This window comes from Actinoplanes aureus (genome assembly GCF_015704865.1).
GTDB classification, from domain to species: Bacteria; Actinomycetota; Actinomycetes; order Mycobacteriales; family Micromonosporaceae; genus Actinoplanes; species Actinoplanes aureus.
The window spans coordinates 87909-103501 of the sequence record NZ_JADQTO010000017.1; the positions used below are offsets into that span (position 1 = coordinate 87909).

Below are 15593 nucleotides of genomic sequence, written 5' to 3' on the forward strand. Positions count from 1 at the left end.
ATCAACCTCCTACGGGATGACGCGTCCCGATCGATGGGGCCTGCGTCGCGTGAGTGTCCTGACTCACCGGTTGCCCGGTTCACAGTGGCGCGACCGCACCGGATTCTCACCGGTTTCCCTCACGACGCCGCAGATTTCGTGTCCTCAACCTAGTGGCCGGGGCGGTCCGGGCACAACCGGGCCGGGTAGCATCCACGCCGATCACTGGGGGTCGGCGTGATGTTGCGGGCTGGGCTTGCGGTGGCGCTGGTGGTGGGCTGGCCGGTGCCGGCGGCTGCCGCGCCGGCTTGTGTGCCGCCGTCGGGCCGGGTCGCCGCCGGGGTTCCGTTCGAGGTGGCGGCGTATGCGCCGGGGCGGCTGTCGGGTTTGGCGACCGGGGCCGGGGTGCGGGTGGCGGTGCTGGATTCCGGGGTGGATCCGCGGCATCCGCATCTGCGGGGGCGGGTCGCCGCGGGCCGGGATCTGTTGCGCGGCGGCGTGGACGGGCGGCGTGACTGTGTGGGGCACGGCACCGGGGTGGCGAGTGTGATCGCCGGGCGTCCGGTGGCGGGTAGCGGGTTTCGGGGGTTGGCGCCGGACGTGACGATCGTGCCGGTGCGGGTCAGTGAGCAGAGCGACGCCGGCGGTGCGGTGGTCGGGTCGCGGGGTAGTGCGGCGCAGTTCGCCGAGGCGATCGAGTGGGCGGCCGGCCGCGCCCAGGTGATCAACATTTCGCTGGTGATGACCGAGGACGACGTGCGGGTGCGGCGGGCGGTGGCGGCCGCGGTCGGTGCCGGGGTGGTCGTGGTGGCGGCGGCCGGGAACGCGGGCCGGGTGGGTGACGGCAATCCGGTGCCTTTTCCGGCGGCGTATCCGGGGGTGATCGGGGTCGGTGCGGTGACCGCGGAGGGGCGGCGCGCGGACTATTCGCAGTGGGGTCCGTGGGTGGATCTGGTCGCGTTCGGCGACGGGGTGACGGTGGCGGCGCCGGGTGGTGGGCATCGGGCGGCGCGGGGGACGAGTTTCGCGGCGCCGTACGTGGCGGCGACGGCCGCGCTGCTGCGGCAGCGGTTCCCGCGGGCGGATCCGGCGGAGATCGGCCGCCGGCTGGTCGCGTCGGCGGATCCGTCGCCGGCCGGGTCGCGCAGTGACGAGTACGGGTTCGGCCTGCTGAACCCGTACCGGGCGTTGACCGGGGCCTTGCCCGCCGCGGCCACCGGGTCACCGGCGGCGGCGACGCCCGCCCCCGTCCGGGACGCGGTGGCTCTCGCGCAGCGGCGCGGGCAGGCCCGGGTTCGGGCGTTCTGGTTCGCCGGGGCGGTGTTCGGGGTGCTGGGGTGTGCCGGTGTGGTCGCCGCCGTCGCCGGCCGGGGACGGCGGCGCGGCTGGCGTCCGGCCGCCGGCTGATCCCGGTCTTCGGACACTATCCCCGTCGAAGATCAACACAGGGCCGTGGCCGGTGCATAATGCCGCGGTGACCAGCACCGAACCCGGCGCGAGCCGCGGGCAGTCGCGCGCCGTGCGCGGCCTGTCCGAGCCCGGCGTCGCCGCTCCCGGCCGGGACGCCATCGACGCCGCGCTCGCCCGCCTGTATCCGGGCGTCGAGCCCCGGCACGTCACCTTCGTCCCGGCCGCCGAGTCCGGCAGCACGTTGCACGGCTGCTCGGCGTTTCCCGCCGACGGCCACTGGCACTACGTCACCTACGGCCTGAGCGAGTTGTACGGCAAGTCCGAGGACGACGACCCGGACTGGTCGGGCTGGGGTTTCGAGCTGACCATGCGGGCGGCCCGCGACGGTGAGGCGGAGCCGCCGCGGTGGCCGTTCGCGTTGCTGCACCGGGCGGCCACCTTCGTGAACAGCCGGGGTGCGCTGCTCGACGCCGGTGACCGGATCGATGTGGATCCGGTGCTGGTGTTCGCCCGGGACCCTCTGCTCGGCGAGATCGACACCCCGAACGGCAAGGTGGTGTTCCTGGAGGCGGCGATCAGCGGTTCAGCAGGGAGTGCCGGCGACCGTACGTCCAGTAGATGACGGCGCCGATCACGAACCACACCGCGAACCGGAGCCAGGTCTCCGGCGCCAGGTAGGTGATCAGCCACAGGGAGAACACGATCCCGATGATCGGCACCACCGGCATGCCCGGCACCTTGAACGTGCGCGGCAGGTCGGGCCTGCGGTAGCGCAGCACGATGACGGCGACGCACACCACCACGAAGGCGAGCAGGATGCCGATGTTGGTGAGTTCGGCGGCCTCGCGGATCGGCAGGAATCCGGCGATGACCGCGGACGCGATGCCGGCGATCCAGGTGACCCGGGTCGGTACGTGCCGGTCCGGGTGGAGTTTGGCGAACCACTGGGGGAGCAGTCCGTCGCGGCTCATCGCGTACCAGACGCGGGTGACGCCGAGCAGGAACGTGAACATGACGGTCAGGATGCCGATGATCGCGCCGACCGCGATGACGTCGGCCAGCCCGGACAGGCCGACCGCGAGGAACGCCGAGGAGAATCCGCTCACCGGGTTGATCTCCCGGTAGTCCTGCATGCCGGTCAGCACGAGGGTGGCCAGCACGTACAGGACCATCGAGATGGCCAGCGAGTAGATGATCGCTTTCGGTAGGTGCCGGCGGGCGTCCTTGGATTCCTCGGCCGCGGTGCTCATCGCGTCGTAGCCGAACACCGCGAAGAACACGGTGGCCGCCCCGGTGATCGCCCCGCCGACGCCGAACGGGAAGAACGGGTCGTAGTTGGCGGTGTCGATGTAGAAGACCCCGACGCCGACGACAAGCAGCACCACGGCCACCTTGATCACGACGACGACCGTCTCGAACCGGGCCGCCGTGCGGATCCCCTGGTTCAGCAGGAACGCGATGAACAGGCACAGGATGACCGCGAACAGGTCGACGACGTGCCCGTCGCCGGTGCCGGGCGCGCCCAGCGACCAGGCCGGCAGGTCGGCGCCCAGCTCGTTCATGAGGAAGTTGAAGTAGCCGGAGATGCCGATCGCCACCACGGCGACGATCGCCGTGTATTCGAGCAGCAGGTCCCAGCCGATGAACCAGCCGACCACCTCGCCGAGGACCGCGTACCCGTAGGTGTAGGCCGATCCGGCTTTCGGGATCAGCCCGGCGAACTCGGCGTAGGACAGGGCGGCCGCCGCGCTCGCGATGCCGGCCAGCAGGAACGAGATCAGCACCGCGGGCCCGGCGGTCTCGTGCGCCACCGCCCCGGCCAGCGCGAAGATCCCGGCGCCGATGATGCCGCCGACACCGATCGCGGTCAGCTGCCACAGCCCGAGCGTCCGCGTGAGCCCGGTCTCCCGCTCGTCGGTGATCTCGTCGACCGGCTTGCGCCGGAAGATCCCCTCACCGCGTTCCAGCTCCGTCACCGCAAACCCCCTCGCGATCGGCTGCCACACGAGGCCGCGACGCGACCCCGGCTCGTCGTCTTCCGTGCGCAAACCCCGTTCCGGGTACGCGTGACCCGCCGTCACCAACCCCAGCCACGCCGTCCCGCCGCGGCCACGCGATCACCTGCCACGCCAGGTCGCCCGGCGACCGCCGGGCTGATGCGGCGGGCGTGCCCGGACGGTGCGGCCCAGCCCGTGCCGAGGCCAGGCCGCCCCGTCCGGAATATCACGTCCGGGTCGTGATCGCATCCAGAGTGACGAATGCGATCCCGGCCGTGGGCAGGCCAATCACCAGATCCGCGCTCTCGGCCAGGACCCGCATCGGCGCCGCCACCGCTGCGGGATCACAAGGCGTCACCTTCGCAGGGTGAGCAGCCGAGCGGGAAGAGTCCGCCGCAGCGGGCGTGGGATCGTGGCCGCGCTGCTCGAGCCGGCGGGTGGGCGCGCTGAGAGAACGCTTTAGCCGCGCGCCCCGTGGTCAACCCCCGGACGAACCGGGCGGCCGTCACTTCGCCGGGCATGTCCGGGGGACGGGGCCTCCTCAGCATGCTGCTGCCCAGGCGCGCGGCGGCGGCTTCGTAGCCGGGGGACGTAGTAGGGCCCGGCCGGGGCGTCAGCGCTACCGCTCCCGGCCCATCGACCCGAGCCGGGCACGGTTGTTCTCCACCTGGTCCGTGCGCACGGACCAGGTGGGTCGCGGCGGCCGGGTCCGTTCCCCTGCCGTGCCCGGCCGGGGGCGTCCCCGGCCTGCTGCCGCCAGGCGGCGCTGCGGGCCGCCGCCACCACCGGCGCGAACCGGACCGGGCCGATCTGTTCGGTGAGCGCGGCGCCGTCGCCGCCGTAGGCCTTGTCCAGGCCGTGGAACCAGCGCCGGCCGGACATCCGGGCGGTCCGGGCTATCCGGCGGCCACCAGGGCCGCGGCCCGCTCGTGGCCGGCGTCGGCGGCCCGGTGCAGCCAGCCGTCCGCCTCGGCGCATTGGCGGCGGCGGTCCAGCAGCTGGCTGAGCAGGTACATCGCCTCCGGGTCGTCGGCGGCGACCGCCCGCAGCAGCGGCTCCGCCGCGTCGAGTTCGTCCAGGTGCAGGTAGAGCCGGCCGAGCCGGGTCACCGCCGCGGTGTGCCCGGCCGCCGCGGCCAGCCGGTACTGCTGTTCCGCGGCGTCGTGGTCGCCGCGTTCATGCAGCAGGTCACCGAGGTGCAGGTGGGATTCGGTGTGCCGTTCGGCGACCGCGGTACGCAGGCACGCCTCGGCCTCGGCCAGGTCGCCGCGCTGGTGGCGCAGCAGCCCGAGACCGGCCCATCCGGCCGGGTGGCCGGCGTCGATCGCGCGCCGGTAGCCGGCTTCCGCCTCGTCGAGGTCGCCGTGCTCGTGGCGCAGCACGCCGAGCCGGTACCAGCCGTGCGGGTGCCCGGATCCGGCGGCGGAGCGGTAGGCGTCGGCCGCCGTACCGAACTGGCCGCGCAGCGCGAGAACGTCGCCGAGGTCGAGGTAGCTCGCCGTGGAACCGGCTACCGCCGCGCGCCGGTACCACTGGGCGGCCCGGCCCAGCTCGCCCTGTTCCTGGGCGTCGCGTCCCTTCTCGATCAGGGCGTAGACGCTGCCGGCCGCGGGATGGCGGCGCACCCCGTGAAAACCGCCGGCTCCGGCCATCCGGTACCAGGGTTCGGCCTGGTCGGCGTCGCCGCGTTCGGACCACAGCTCGCCGAGGCGGAACGCGGCGTGCGGGTCGCCGGCCAGCGCGGCCCGCCGGTAGAGGTGCTCGGCGCGGGGGATGTCACCGCGTTCGTCGCAGGCCAGCCCGGCGGCGAACGGGTCTCCGCCGATCTCGGCGGCTGGTTCCAGCAGCAGGTCGGCCAGGTCGAACGAGTGGCTGCGCCACCGCACGGCCGGGCCCTTGCGCATCAGGTCGAGGTTGAGCCGGCGGGCCGCGTCGACCACGCCGGGTACGTCCAGCAGGCGCATCAGGTTCCGGGCGCCGTCGACGCTGACGGTGAGTACACCGGGGCCGGCGGTGCGGCAGTGTGCGGCACCGAACCGGTCCACGGCACCCTGGTAGCGCTGCACCGTCGCCGCGTCCAGGTTGACCTGGATGATCGTGCGGTCCGGGTCGTCCGCCGCAGCACCGGCGGACAACGTCTCCATGCCGTGCACGGTCACCGTCAGCAGGCCGGCGCCGGTCTGCGGGCACGCGCTGGCCGACCAGCCGGACAGCTCGGTGCGGCGCGGGAACGGCATGGTGCGCGCCAGATAGCGGCGCAGCGCCGGGATCAGCGGGTCGAAGCGGGGGTCGGCGGCGAGCCGGGCGAACCGGTCCCGGCCGGAGGCGCGCAGCTGTGGGCGTACCGGGCGGGCGTCGCAGCCGGGTGTGTCGGCCGGTGGCGAGGCGAGCCAGGCCCGCAGCTCGGCGGCGCTGAACCCGGCGTCGGTGCGCAGCGCGAACCCGGCGTCCTGCAGGGCGTGCAGCGCGGCCTGCTCGGCACTGTCCAGCCCGGCCCGGGCGAACCGCCAGAAGTGCATCTCCACCAGGTCGTCGCAGCTCTTGCGGTGGGTGGCGAACCGGCTCACCACGTTGGCCGCCTGGCCGACCTGAAGCCGGCCGTCGGCGAAGGTGAGCACGTAGACACCGCAGCGGCCGCGCGCCGCCGGCAGCAGCCGCGCCACCGGCTGGGTGGCGCCGACACGTTCGGGGCGAAGGTACGGCCACAGGGCGGCGAGGGCGGTGACGTGATCCGGGCGGGAGGGCTGCATGCGCCGCACGGTCGGTCAGCGGGCTACCCAGATGAGGAAAGCGTGCCGACGGCAACCGTTCTGAACCCGGCGGGCCGCCCCGACCGGATGACGGTCTGGTCCCGCGCCGCCCCGCTCCGTAGGGTGGTGCGGGTGTCCACCGAGATCAGTGATCTGCTCGACGCCGCCGCACCCGCCGTCACCGCCGTCGTCCAGTCGGTCCGCGACGACCAGCTCGACGAGCGCACGCCGTGCACCGAGTTCACGGTGCGCGACCTGCTCAACCACCTGCTGCAGGTGGCGCAGAACTTCCAGGCGCTGGCGCACAGCAAAGAGGTCGACTGGGCGCCCGGACCGGATCGTCTCACCGGTGACTGGCGCGCCGAGTTCACCGGCGACGTGCGCACCCTCGGCGAGGTGTGGTCCGACCCGGCCACGCTGGACGGCACCTCACCCGGGCTGGGCCTGCCGCAGCGCGTCGTCGGCATGATGCTCGTCGTGCACGCCTGGGACCTGGCGATCGCCACCGGCCAGCCGTACACGGTGGAGCCGGTGCTGCTTTCCGCCACCGGCGAGTTCCTCGACATCATGGGCGACACCGGCCGCCAGATGGGCGCCTTCGGCCCCGAGGTAACCGCCCCCGACGACAGTGACGCGTTCGCCGTGCTGCTGGCCCGCACCGGCCGCGACCCGCGGTGGCAGCCGGCGAACTGACCGGCGCTGTCGCCGGGTTCCGGTCAGGCCGGGCGCTCCGGATCGCCGGCGCGGCCCTGCAGGATCTGGCGCAGGGCGGCCACCTCGTCGGCGAGCGCCAGGACGGCGTGCGCGTGGGCCGCCGCGATCATCGACGGGGTGCCGGGAAACTTGCCGCCGAGGCTGGCCAGCATCTCCGTGGCCAGCTGCCGGTGACTCGGATGGGACATGTCGCGACCCGCTTTCCGTGACGAGGAACCCTCCACTAGATCTTGGGTGATCGGCGGGGTCGCCGGGAGCGCAACCACCTGCCTGGGCCCGGCGGCCGCGTTTCGGCCCGGTGCGGCTCGGTGATCGGTGGCAGGGCGGGACCGTTTCGTGGGGCGTACCCCCAAAAGAGCGTGCCCCCGGGATCAGCCGGCGATTAGCAGCGGGGTAAGCAGGAAGAGGAATAGCAGCAGTGCCGCGATGCGGGCCGTCATTGTGGGTCGAGGCGTTGTTCGAGGCGTTCGATCCGGGCGATCAGCGGCTTCAGGTGTTCTTGCAAGGCTGTCACCAGCGCCTGCGTGGAGGCGGCCGGTGGCTGCGCGGCGGTGTTGGCGCGCAGGTGGACGTAGCCGGCCAGGGCGGCGGTGACCGCCCGGCGGGTCAGGCGGGGGTCGGCGCCCAGCTCGCGTAATGCCTGGCCGGCGGTGCCGTCGGGTTCGCTGACCAGGCCGAGCAGCAGATGTTCGCAGCCGATGTAGTTGTGCCCGAGCGCGGTCGCCTCGGTCACGGTCAGCTCCAGGGCGCCGGCGGCCGCGGTGCTGAAATGTGACTCGCCGTCGCCGGATGCCGGGCCGGGCTCCTCGCCGGTGTGCCGTTGCAGGGCCTGGCGGACCTGGGCGGGTTCGATCTCGATGGCTTGCAGGACGCGCAGCGCCAGGTTGTCGCCTTCGTCGAGGATGCCGGTGAGCAGCTGGCCGGTGCCGACCGTCGCGGGTGGTGCGGTCTGCCCGATGGCCAGGGTGAGGACGGTGCGGGCGCGGGCGGTGAACAGCGGGAAGCGTTCGTCGAGGTCGTCGCGCGTGAGCTGGGCGAGTGACGTCGCGCGGATCGCGGTGATCCGGCGGACCGCCTGCTCCAGGGCGCGCTGGCAGATCGCCGAGACCGGGATGCCGGTGTCCTTGACGGCGTCGGCGAGGTCGTCGGGGAGGTACACGTTGATTTTCGGCATGCCCCCACTGTAACCCCAAGAGGGTTATACGGGAATCGCCGGGTGGGCTTAGGGTGTGAGCAGTTTCGTATGCGTCGCCACCCACCTCGCGGAGGCAGTAGTGCGGAGCGCGGTGCGCTGGCCGCTCACCCAGTTGACCCCCGCGGTGCCCGTCGACGTCCTGGGCCGCGACGACTCCACCGCCCTGATCAAGGCCAGGCTGCCCGAGTTGCCCGCGCAGTCCGCGGCCCGGCTCGCTGAAGCGCTGGGCGACCTGCCGCTCGCACTGACACAGGCCGTCGGCTACCTCGCCCAGACCGGCATCTCCGTGCCGGACTACCTCCACCTGCTGGCGAACCGGCCCACCTTCGCCCTGGACGGCGGGCCGACGGGCGCGTACCCCCGGTCGCTGAGCGCCGCGATCCTGCTGGCCCTCGACCGCCTGGCCGAGCACCATCCGCCGGCGCTGCACCTGCTGCGGGTGCTGGCACTGCTCGCCCCCGAACCGGTGCCCTCGTCATGGCCCATCGAGGGCGGCGGCGGGCACCCACTGCTGCCCGGCGAGGAGGGTGAGGCCGCGCGCGCCCTCGCCGTTCTCACCAACTTCGGGATCCTGCGGGTCGCCGGGAACGCCGTGCGGCTGCACCGCCTCACCCAGTCCGTGGTCGCCGACGCGAGCCCGCCGCAGACCCGTGCCGAGTACCGGCTCGCGTCACTCGTCCTGCTCGCCGTAGCGGTACGCAACCCGCCCAGCGACACCGCCGCGTGGCCGGACTACCGGGCGCTGCGACCACACATCGAGGCGACCGAGCCCTACCGGCACGACGCGCCGGTCGCCTGGCGGCTCGTCTACCGGTTCATCCACTACCTGTACCGGGCCGGTGACCTGGCCGGCTGCCGGGACTTCAGCCGGACCGCCACCGAGCAGGGCCGCCAGGTACTGGGCGAGGAACACGAGGACTGGCTCGCCGTCGCCAAGTTCTACGCGTACGTCCTGCTCAGGGAAGGCCGGGTCGCGGAAAGCCGCGACCTGTTCGAGTCCGCGGCCCGGCTCTCGTCGACCGCGTGCGGCCCGGAGTCACCGCAGACGCTGGACGCCCGAAGCATGGCTCCATCTCGACACGTTCCGGCGGCGGGAGACCGTGCTCGGGCCGGACCACGTCGAGACGCTGCGCACCCGGTGGGCGCTGACGACGACCCTCAGCGAATCGGGCGACTACGCCGCCGCGCCGCGGCACAGTCGCGCGGCGCTGCGACACGCACGCCTGATCTACGGCGAGGACCATCCGCACACGTGCCACATCGCCGTGGCGCACGCCGCCGACCTGCGCTTCACCCGCGCACTCGCGGCGGCCCGCGAACTGACCGCGGACCTGGTCGAACGGCACGGACCACCCGGAGACGAGATGCCTGCAATCCAATCTGGCCGCGATCCTGCGCCGCACGCGCGACACCGGGCCGGCCCTGGAACAGGCGACGGCGGCACATCGAGGTCTTGCCGACACGGTTGGGGAGAGTCACCCGAGGTGGCGAACGCCTACGACGCGGTGGGGAACTCGCTGGCGGCCCTGGAGTTCGGCCTGGCGGCGCGCGACGATCTGGTCGATCTGCTGGGCGCCCGCCACCCGGTAGTGCTGGGGATGTCTGTGAACGTCGCCATGGACGCGCACCGGTGCGGGAAAGGCGACTCGCGGCGGGACGCGGTTCGCGAGTTCGCCGCCGTCATCGGTGCGAGGCACCCCATGGTCACGCGGGTGCGGGGACACGGGCGGTTCAGCCAGGACATCGACATCTACCCCTGGTGAGCGGCCTGGGGGTCACGCCACGAAGAAGCCGTTCTCCAGGTAGACCACGGTGTTCTCGGCCCGGGCCCGGACCGCCGCGACGATCCTGCGGGCCAGCAGTCCGGAGAGCCGCTGGTGCGCCTGCTGCTCGGTGCACCAGGCCCAGCCGCGTAGTTCGTCGGCCGGCAGCCGGATCCGCGCCGTCTGCTCCGGGGTGAGAATCCCGCCGTCGAACAGCAGCATCAGGCCCTCGGTGCGGCCCGGGCTCGGCGGTACCCAGTCGGTCACCAGTAGCCGGCCCGGCTGCACGGGCAGGTCCAGTTCCTCCTTGAGCTCGCGCACCACCGCGGCGTACGGCGACTCGTCCGCCTCGACCGCGCCGCCGGGGATCTCCCAGTAGTCCTTGTACGTCGGCTCGACCAGCAGCGTCCGGCCGCGGTCGTCGGAGAGCAGGATTCCGGCTCCTATTCGCTTGCGCGGCAGCGTGGCGGTGAAGTCGTCCGGGGTCACCGCGCCAGGTTATCCACGGGCTGCGGCGGCCTTGCGCGGCGCGGCGTTCGGCGTTGATTACTGGATTGCGATTACCGGTAATCCAATAATTGCGGAGGATGCGGGAAACGGACAAAACGTTGATACACCATAATGACTGTTCTGTTGTAGTCCGAGAATGTCGGACCTAGCGACTACCGTGCGCCGCATGGAAGACGAGACCGCTGCCGCGACGATCAAGTGTCGGTACTGCGGGAGGTTCTGGCCCGAGGCGAGCTTTCGGTCGCCTCGGGGCCACATGACTACGCACTGCCAGGCATGTCTGGACGCCAAGCGACTCAAGACGCGCCTGAAACGGGAGCGCATCGGTCCCGAGGGTGTCCGTGCCGCGAACCTCTGGGACAAGTACCGCATCACGCCGGAGCGGTACGACTTGCTCCGCGAGGCGCAGCTGTACCGCTGCAAGATCTGTGGAACCCACGAGGACGACATCGCCATGGTCCGCACCGGCCGTCCTCGCCTCGACGGAAAGCCCACTGCGCCTTCGGTCCGCCTGGTGGTCGATCACTGCCATAACAGCAGCCGGGTTCGTGGGCTGCTGTGCAATCGCTGCAACACGATGATCGGCCAGGCCCGCGAACGTCCGGAGATCCTGCGCGCCGGGGCCGTATATCTCGAAGCGGAAGGGGGCGCCTGAGCTCTGTTGATCTCGGCGGTGCCGCTACCGTGAGGCGCCTGGCATGAGGCTGGTCATGCGTGGGTAGCCCCACTGAACGAGAATGAGCCTGCACAAGTGCTCGTCAACCTGGGAAGGACCTCTCTTGAGCGCTGGACTCGCAGCCCTGCTGGACGATGTGGCGGTGCTGGCGCGTGCGGCAGCCGCGTCTGTCGATGACGTCGGGGTGGCTGCCGCTAAGGCCGGTGCCAAGGCCGCCGGCGTGGTCATCGACGACGCTGCCGTCACCCCGCAATATGTGCGGGGGCTGGCGGCCGAGCGTGAGATTCCGATCGTCCGGCGTATCGCTCTGGGATCGCTGCGCAACAAGTTTCTGATCATCCTGCCGGTGATCCTGGTGCTCAGCCAGTTCCTGCCGGGGCTGCTGACGCCGCTGCTCATGCTCGGCGGCGCCTATCTGTGTTATGAGGGCGCGGAGAAGGTCTGGGAGCGGATCGCCCACCATGACGAGCACGGCGAGGCCGAGCAGCAGCCGGATGAGAAGACGCTGGTCGCCGGGGCCATCCGGACCGACCTGATCCTGTCGGCGGAGATCATGGTGATCTCGCTGAACGAGGTGGCGAGCGAGACGTTCGTGTCGCGGCTGCTGATCCTGTCGGTGGTCGCGGTGATCATGACCGTGCTGGTGTACGGGGCCGTCGGCCTGATCGTGAAGATGGACGACGTCGGTCTGCGGCTGGCCGAGCGGGACAGTAAGAGTTCGGCGCGGTTGGGGCGTGGCCTGGTGAAGGCGATGCCGAAGGTGCTGACCGCGCTCAGCGTGATCGGTACCGCGGCGATGCTGTGGGTCGGCGGTCACATCCTGCTGGTCGGCATGGACGAGCTCGGCGTGCACTTCCTGTACGAGTTCGTGCACCACATGGAGGAGGCGGCCCACGACGCCACCGGCGCTGTCGGCGGCGTGGTCGGATGGCTGGTCAACACGGTGGCCAGCGCGATCCTCGGCCTGATCGTCGGTGCGGTGGTCGTGGCGGTGATGAGCGTGACGTTCCACCGTAAGAAGTCGCACGGTTCGGACGAGCACAAGGCCGCTGCTACGCCGGAGGCGGCGAGCACACCCACGAGCCAGCCCGGCGACGCGACCCAGGCGGAGACGGCGAGCACGGTGAAGACCGGGCCCGTGGCGGCGACCACGCCGGAGATCGCGAGCGCGGCGGCGGAGACGCCGAGCCCGGCCGCGATCAAGACGGAGGCCGGGGGCACCTCAGCGACCGAGGTAGCAACGCCGATCACGGCCGCGGCCGAGGTGGAAACGCCGAACACGGCCGCGACCAAGACCGACGCCGGGGGCACGCCAGCGACCGAGGTGGAAGCACCGAACGCGGCCGCGGCCAACAGCCAGGCCGAGGGCACGCCGGTGACCCGGGTGGAAACGGCGGGCGAGACCACGAGCGGCACCGAGGTGAAGCGGCCGGCCAAGAGCGACGACACCGAGCACTGAGCAGCACAGTCGCCGCCCTGGCATCCCCTACCGATGGGGGTCCAGGGCGGCGACTGTCTGCGTCCAGTCGAGTGGGTGGCCGAGGTCGGTGAAGACCACCCCGGCCTCGGTCAGGAAGCGGCGGCTGCGGGCGAACGCCGGGTGGGCGCGCAGCTCCGGCTTGACGTGGGCGGCCATCACGACTGGGACCGGCCCGCCGAGATGTTCGTTGAGCACGCCTACGGCCAGGTTGTCGTTCACCCCCGCGGCCACCTTGTTGATCGTGTTGAAGGTGGCCGGGGCGACCAGGACCGCGGCCGCCGCGGTGACCGGCCACGGCTCGTCCGGCAGCGGCATCCGGTGCAGCACCGGGCGGCCGGTGGTCGCGCGTACCCCGGTGAGGAACGGCCATGTGGCCGCCGCCGGCGTCGCTATGACCTGGACCTCCCAGCGGGCGGCGACCAGCTGGTCGAGAAGTTCGCCGATGCGGCGCAGCGGCGTCGCCGCGCAGGTCACCAGATGCAGTAGGCCGGGCACGGCGGCCAGAGTAAGCGCATGAGCGAAGCGAAGGCGACGGTTTCATCGCCTACGAGCAGGACCGGATGAGGCCGCCGGCCTTGCCGCGGCCAGCGCGGCCTACCTGGCTGGTCGACGAGCTGCAGGTCCGCCTGGTGCCGGTGGGGTTCGGCGGCACATCGGCACCAGGGCGACCGGGTCACCCACCTGCGCCACCGGGGTGCGGAGATAAGCGCAAGCACGAATCACTGGCGGGCCATGGCGACGCGCAGGCGTTCCTGCGGGTCGACGTCATGTTCGTCGTCGCCGAGGTCGATGCGCACCCAGTGGATTCTGCCGGTGAACCGGCTGGTCGCGGTCGTGTAGTCGGCGGAGACCGTGGTCCCGGACTCATAGCCGACATCGGTGGTCTCGTCGGCGGAGAAGACCATCGGCTGGGTGGCCTCGACCCGGCCGTGCCCGACCACCGCGTCGCCATGGTGCAGGGTGACATCGCCGCCCTTGCCCAACCCGCCTCCGTCGTACGCGAAATGCATTTTGATCTGGTGGCGGCCGACCGGCAGGTCGGCGTCGGCGGACGTGGCGAAATGCCGGATGCCGAGGACGTTGTAGACGAAGCGGAGCCGGTTGTCGCGCACGTAGACCGTCCACCCGCCGAACCGGCCGCCCTGCGCGATGATCACGCCGCCGGCGCCGTCCGCCGGGACCTCGATGTCGGCGGTGACAGTGAACGACTTGTTCTTGATGTTGAGCACGCTGTTCTCCGACAGCCGTCCCATGCCCGGGTAGAGAAGCTGCGAGCTGCCGTGCAGCAGCGTCGGCCGGCCGGCCAGGCCCGGGTCGATGCGCTCGGCGGTACGGTCGTCGAGCGGCAGCACGGTGTACTTGGTCGCCTCGATCAGCCACAGCCGCTGCAGGTGAGCCAGTTTCTCCGGCATCTTGGCGGCCAGGTTGTCGGCCTGGCTGTAGTCGTTCGTGCCGTCGTACAGCTCCCAGACGTCGTCGCCGAAGGGCGGCGGGGGCGGGCCCATCATGTTCCACGGGGTGCGATGCTTGGTGACCGCGCTCCAGCCCCGGTGGTAGACGCCGCGGTTGCCGAACATCTCGAAGTACTGCAGGTCGTGGCGTTCCGGCGCGTCCGAGTCGGTGAACGAGTAAAGCATGCTGGTGCCCTCGATCGGGGACTGCTGCACGCCGTTGACCGTCGTCGGCTCGGGCAGCCCGGCCGCTTCCAGGATGGTCGGCGCCACGTCGATGACGTGGGTGAACTGCGAGCGCAGCCCGCCGCGTTCGGTGATCCCGGCCGGCCAGTGCACGATGGTGCCGTTGCGGGTGCCACCCCAGTGCGAGGCCACCTGCTTGGTCCACTGGAACGGGGTGCACATCGCCCACGCCCAGCCGACCGAATAGTGGTTGTAGGAGGTCGGCGAGCCGAACTCGTCCAGCTTGCCGCGCAGGAACTCGGTGGTCTCCAGGGCGGCCATGCCGTTGAAGTTGGCCATCTCGTTGAAGGCGCCGTTCATGGTGCCCTCGGCGGAGGCGCCGTTGTCGCCGACGATGTAGTAGATCAGCGTGTTGTCCAGGACGCCGAGTTGCTCGACGGTGTCGATGAGCCGGCCCACCTGGTGGTCGGTGTGTTCCAGGAAGCCGGCGTACACCTCCATCTGCCGGGCCAGCACGGGTTTGAGGTCGTCGGGCATGTCGTCCCAGGCGGTGATCTCGGAGTGCCGTTCGGTGAGCTGGGCGTCCTCGGGCACGACGCCGAGTTCCTTCTGCCGGGCGAGGGTGCGTTCCCGCAGGGCGTCCCAGCCGTCGTCGAACTGCCCGCGGTAGCGTTCGGGCCACTGCGGCGGGACGTGGTGCGGTGCGTGGGTGGCGCCGGGGGCGAAGTAGACGAAGAACGGCTTGTCCGGCATCAGCGCCTTCTGCTGGCGCATCCAGTTGCAGGCGCGGTCGGCCAGATCCTCGGTCAGGTGGTAGCCCTCGTCGGGGGTGGCCGGCGGTTCGATCGGGGTGGTGCCGTCGTAGAGGGCGGGATCCCACTGGTTGTTCTCGCCGCCGATGAAGCCGTAGAACTTCTCGAAGCCGCCGCCGGCCGAGGGCCACGCGTCGAACGGGCCCATCGGCGAGGACTGCCAGACCGGGACCTCGTGGCATTTGCCGAACTGCGCGGTCGCGTACCCGTTGAGTTTGAGGGTCATCGCCAGCGGCGCCTTGGTGTTGGGCCGCAGCGAGCTGTTGCCGGGCGCCGCGGTCGCGGTCTCGGTGATGCTGCCCATGCCCACCGAATGGTGGTTGCGGCCGGACAGCAGTGCGGCGCGCGTCGGCGCGCACAGCGCCGTGGTGTGGAAGCGGTTGTAGCTGAGCCCGCCGGCGGCGAGTCGTTCGGCCGTGGGTGTCCGGCAGGGGCCGCCGAAGGCGCTGGAGGCGCCGAAACCGACGTCGTCGAGCAGCACGATCAGCACGTTCGGTGCGCCGGCGGGTGGTCGCAGCGGCTCGATCGGCGGGTACGTGGTTTCCGGGTCCTTGGCGTCGTAGGTGGTCAGCCCGGGCGCGGGACGGTCCGGAATGGGCAGGGCGGTACGGGCGTGCCGGTCAGGTGTGCTGGTCATCCGCCGAGTCTCAGGGCCACCGCCGGTGCCCGC

The 15593-nt window shown here is 71.7% G+C and carries 13 protein-coding genes and 1 riboswitch; of the genes, 6 read left to right on the plus strand and 7 right to left on the minus strand.

Annotated elements, in window-relative coordinates:
* Window positions 1-2: 2 nt before the first annotated feature.
* Window positions 3-146, minus strand: a riboswitch (adenosylcobalamin (AdoCbl) riboswitch).
* 73 nt (window positions 147-219) lie between these two features.
* Window positions 220-1386, plus strand: a complete 1167-nt coding sequence (gene mycP / locus I4J89_RS31010; RefSeq protein ID WP_196417660.1) for a type VII secretion-associated serine protease mycosin — start codon at window positions 220-222, stop codon at window positions 1384-1386.
* Between the two features lie 67 nt (window positions 1387-1453).
* Entirely contained in the window at window positions 1454-2011 is a 558-nt protein-coding gene (locus I4J89_RS50030; protein WP_196417661.1) for a suppressor of fused domain protein, read from the plus strand.
* On the opposite strand, the gene I4J89_RS31020 is transcribed toward I4J89_RS50030, so the two are convergent.
* Both I4J89_RS31020 and I4J89_RS31025 read right to left on the minus strand, forming a co-directional pair.
* The gene (locus I4J89_RS31020) at window positions 1965-3365 is read right to left on the minus strand and encodes an amino acid permease (protein ID WP_309238540.1); all 1401 of its coding nucleotides are present in this window, start codon (window positions 3363-3365) and stop codon (window positions 1965-1967) included. The genes I4J89_RS50030 and I4J89_RS31020 overlap by 47 nt on opposite strands.
* Window positions 3366-4282: 917 nt before the next feature.
* Window positions 4283-6136, minus strand: coding sequence for a tetratricopeptide repeat protein (locus tag I4J89_RS31025; protein WP_196417662.1), 1854 nt, complete (start codon window positions 6134-6136; stop codon window positions 4283-4285).
* Between the two features lie 42 nt (window positions 6137-6178).
* On the opposite strand from I4J89_RS31025, the gene I4J89_RS31030 reads away from it, so the two are divergent.
* Window positions 6179-6829, plus strand: a complete 651-nt coding sequence (locus I4J89_RS31030; protein ID WP_309238541.1) for a TIGR03086 family metal-binding protein — start codon at window positions 6179-6181, stop codon at window positions 6827-6829.
* A gap of 23 nt (window positions 6830-6852) precedes the next feature.
* Here I4J89_RS31030 and I4J89_RS31035 read toward each other — a convergent pair whose 3' ends face one another.
* Together I4J89_RS31035 and I4J89_RS31040 are read right to left on the minus strand one after the other, a co-directional pair.
* Window positions 6853-7038, minus strand: coding sequence for a hypothetical protein (locus I4J89_RS31035; RefSeq protein WP_196417663.1), 186 nt, complete (start codon window positions 7036-7038; stop codon window positions 6853-6855).
* A 248-nt stretch (window positions 7039-7286) separates the two neighbouring features.
* Window positions 7287-8024, minus strand: a complete 738-nt coding sequence (locus I4J89_RS31040; RefSeq protein WP_196417664.1) for a Clp protease N-terminal domain-containing protein — start codon at window positions 8022-8024, stop codon at window positions 7287-7289.
* 1121 nt (window positions 8025-9145) lie between these two features.
* On the opposite strand from I4J89_RS31040, the gene I4J89_RS31045 reads away from it, so the two are divergent.
* The gene (locus I4J89_RS31045) at window positions 9146-9808 is read left to right on the plus strand and encodes a tetratricopeptide repeat-containing protein (protein WP_196417665.1); all 663 of its coding nucleotides are present in this window, start codon (window positions 9146-9148) and stop codon (window positions 9806-9808) included.
* A 12-nt stretch (window positions 9809-9820) separates the two neighbouring features.
* Here I4J89_RS31045 and I4J89_RS31050 read toward each other — a convergent pair whose 3' ends face one another.
* Window positions 9821-10297: an NUDIX domain-containing protein gene (locus I4J89_RS31050; protein WP_309238542.1), complete on the minus strand. Its 477-nt coding sequence runs from the start codon at window positions 10295-10297 to the stop codon at window positions 9821-9823.
* Between the two features lie 187 nt (window positions 10298-10484).
* On the opposite strand from I4J89_RS31050, the gene I4J89_RS31055 reads away from it, so the two are divergent.
* Both I4J89_RS31055 and I4J89_RS31060 read left to right on the plus strand, forming a co-directional pair.
* Window positions 10485-10973: an endonuclease VII domain-containing protein gene (locus I4J89_RS31055; RefSeq protein WP_196417666.1), complete on the plus strand. Its 489-nt coding sequence runs from the start codon at window positions 10485-10487 to the stop codon at window positions 10971-10973.
* Between the two features lie 124 nt (window positions 10974-11097).
* Window positions 11098-12453 (plus strand): DUF808 domain-containing protein, encoded by a 1356-nt coding sequence (locus I4J89_RS31060; RefSeq protein WP_230859882.1) that lies wholly within the window; start codon window positions 11098-11100, stop codon window positions 12451-12453.
* 27 nt (window positions 12454-12480) lie between these two features.
* Here the strand turns inward: I4J89_RS31060 and I4J89_RS31065 are convergent, their stop codons facing one another.
* Window positions 12481-12969 (minus strand): flavoprotein, encoded by a 489-nt coding sequence (locus I4J89_RS31065; protein WP_196417667.1) that lies wholly within the window; start codon window positions 12967-12969, stop codon window positions 12481-12483.
* 224 nt (window positions 12970-13193) lie between these two features.
* On the minus strand, window positions 13194-15560 hold the full coding sequence (locus I4J89_RS31070; protein ID WP_196417668.1) for an arylsulfatase: 2367 nt from the start codon (window positions 15558-15560) through the stop codon (window positions 13194-13196).
* Window positions 15561-15593: the final 33 nt, after the last annotated feature.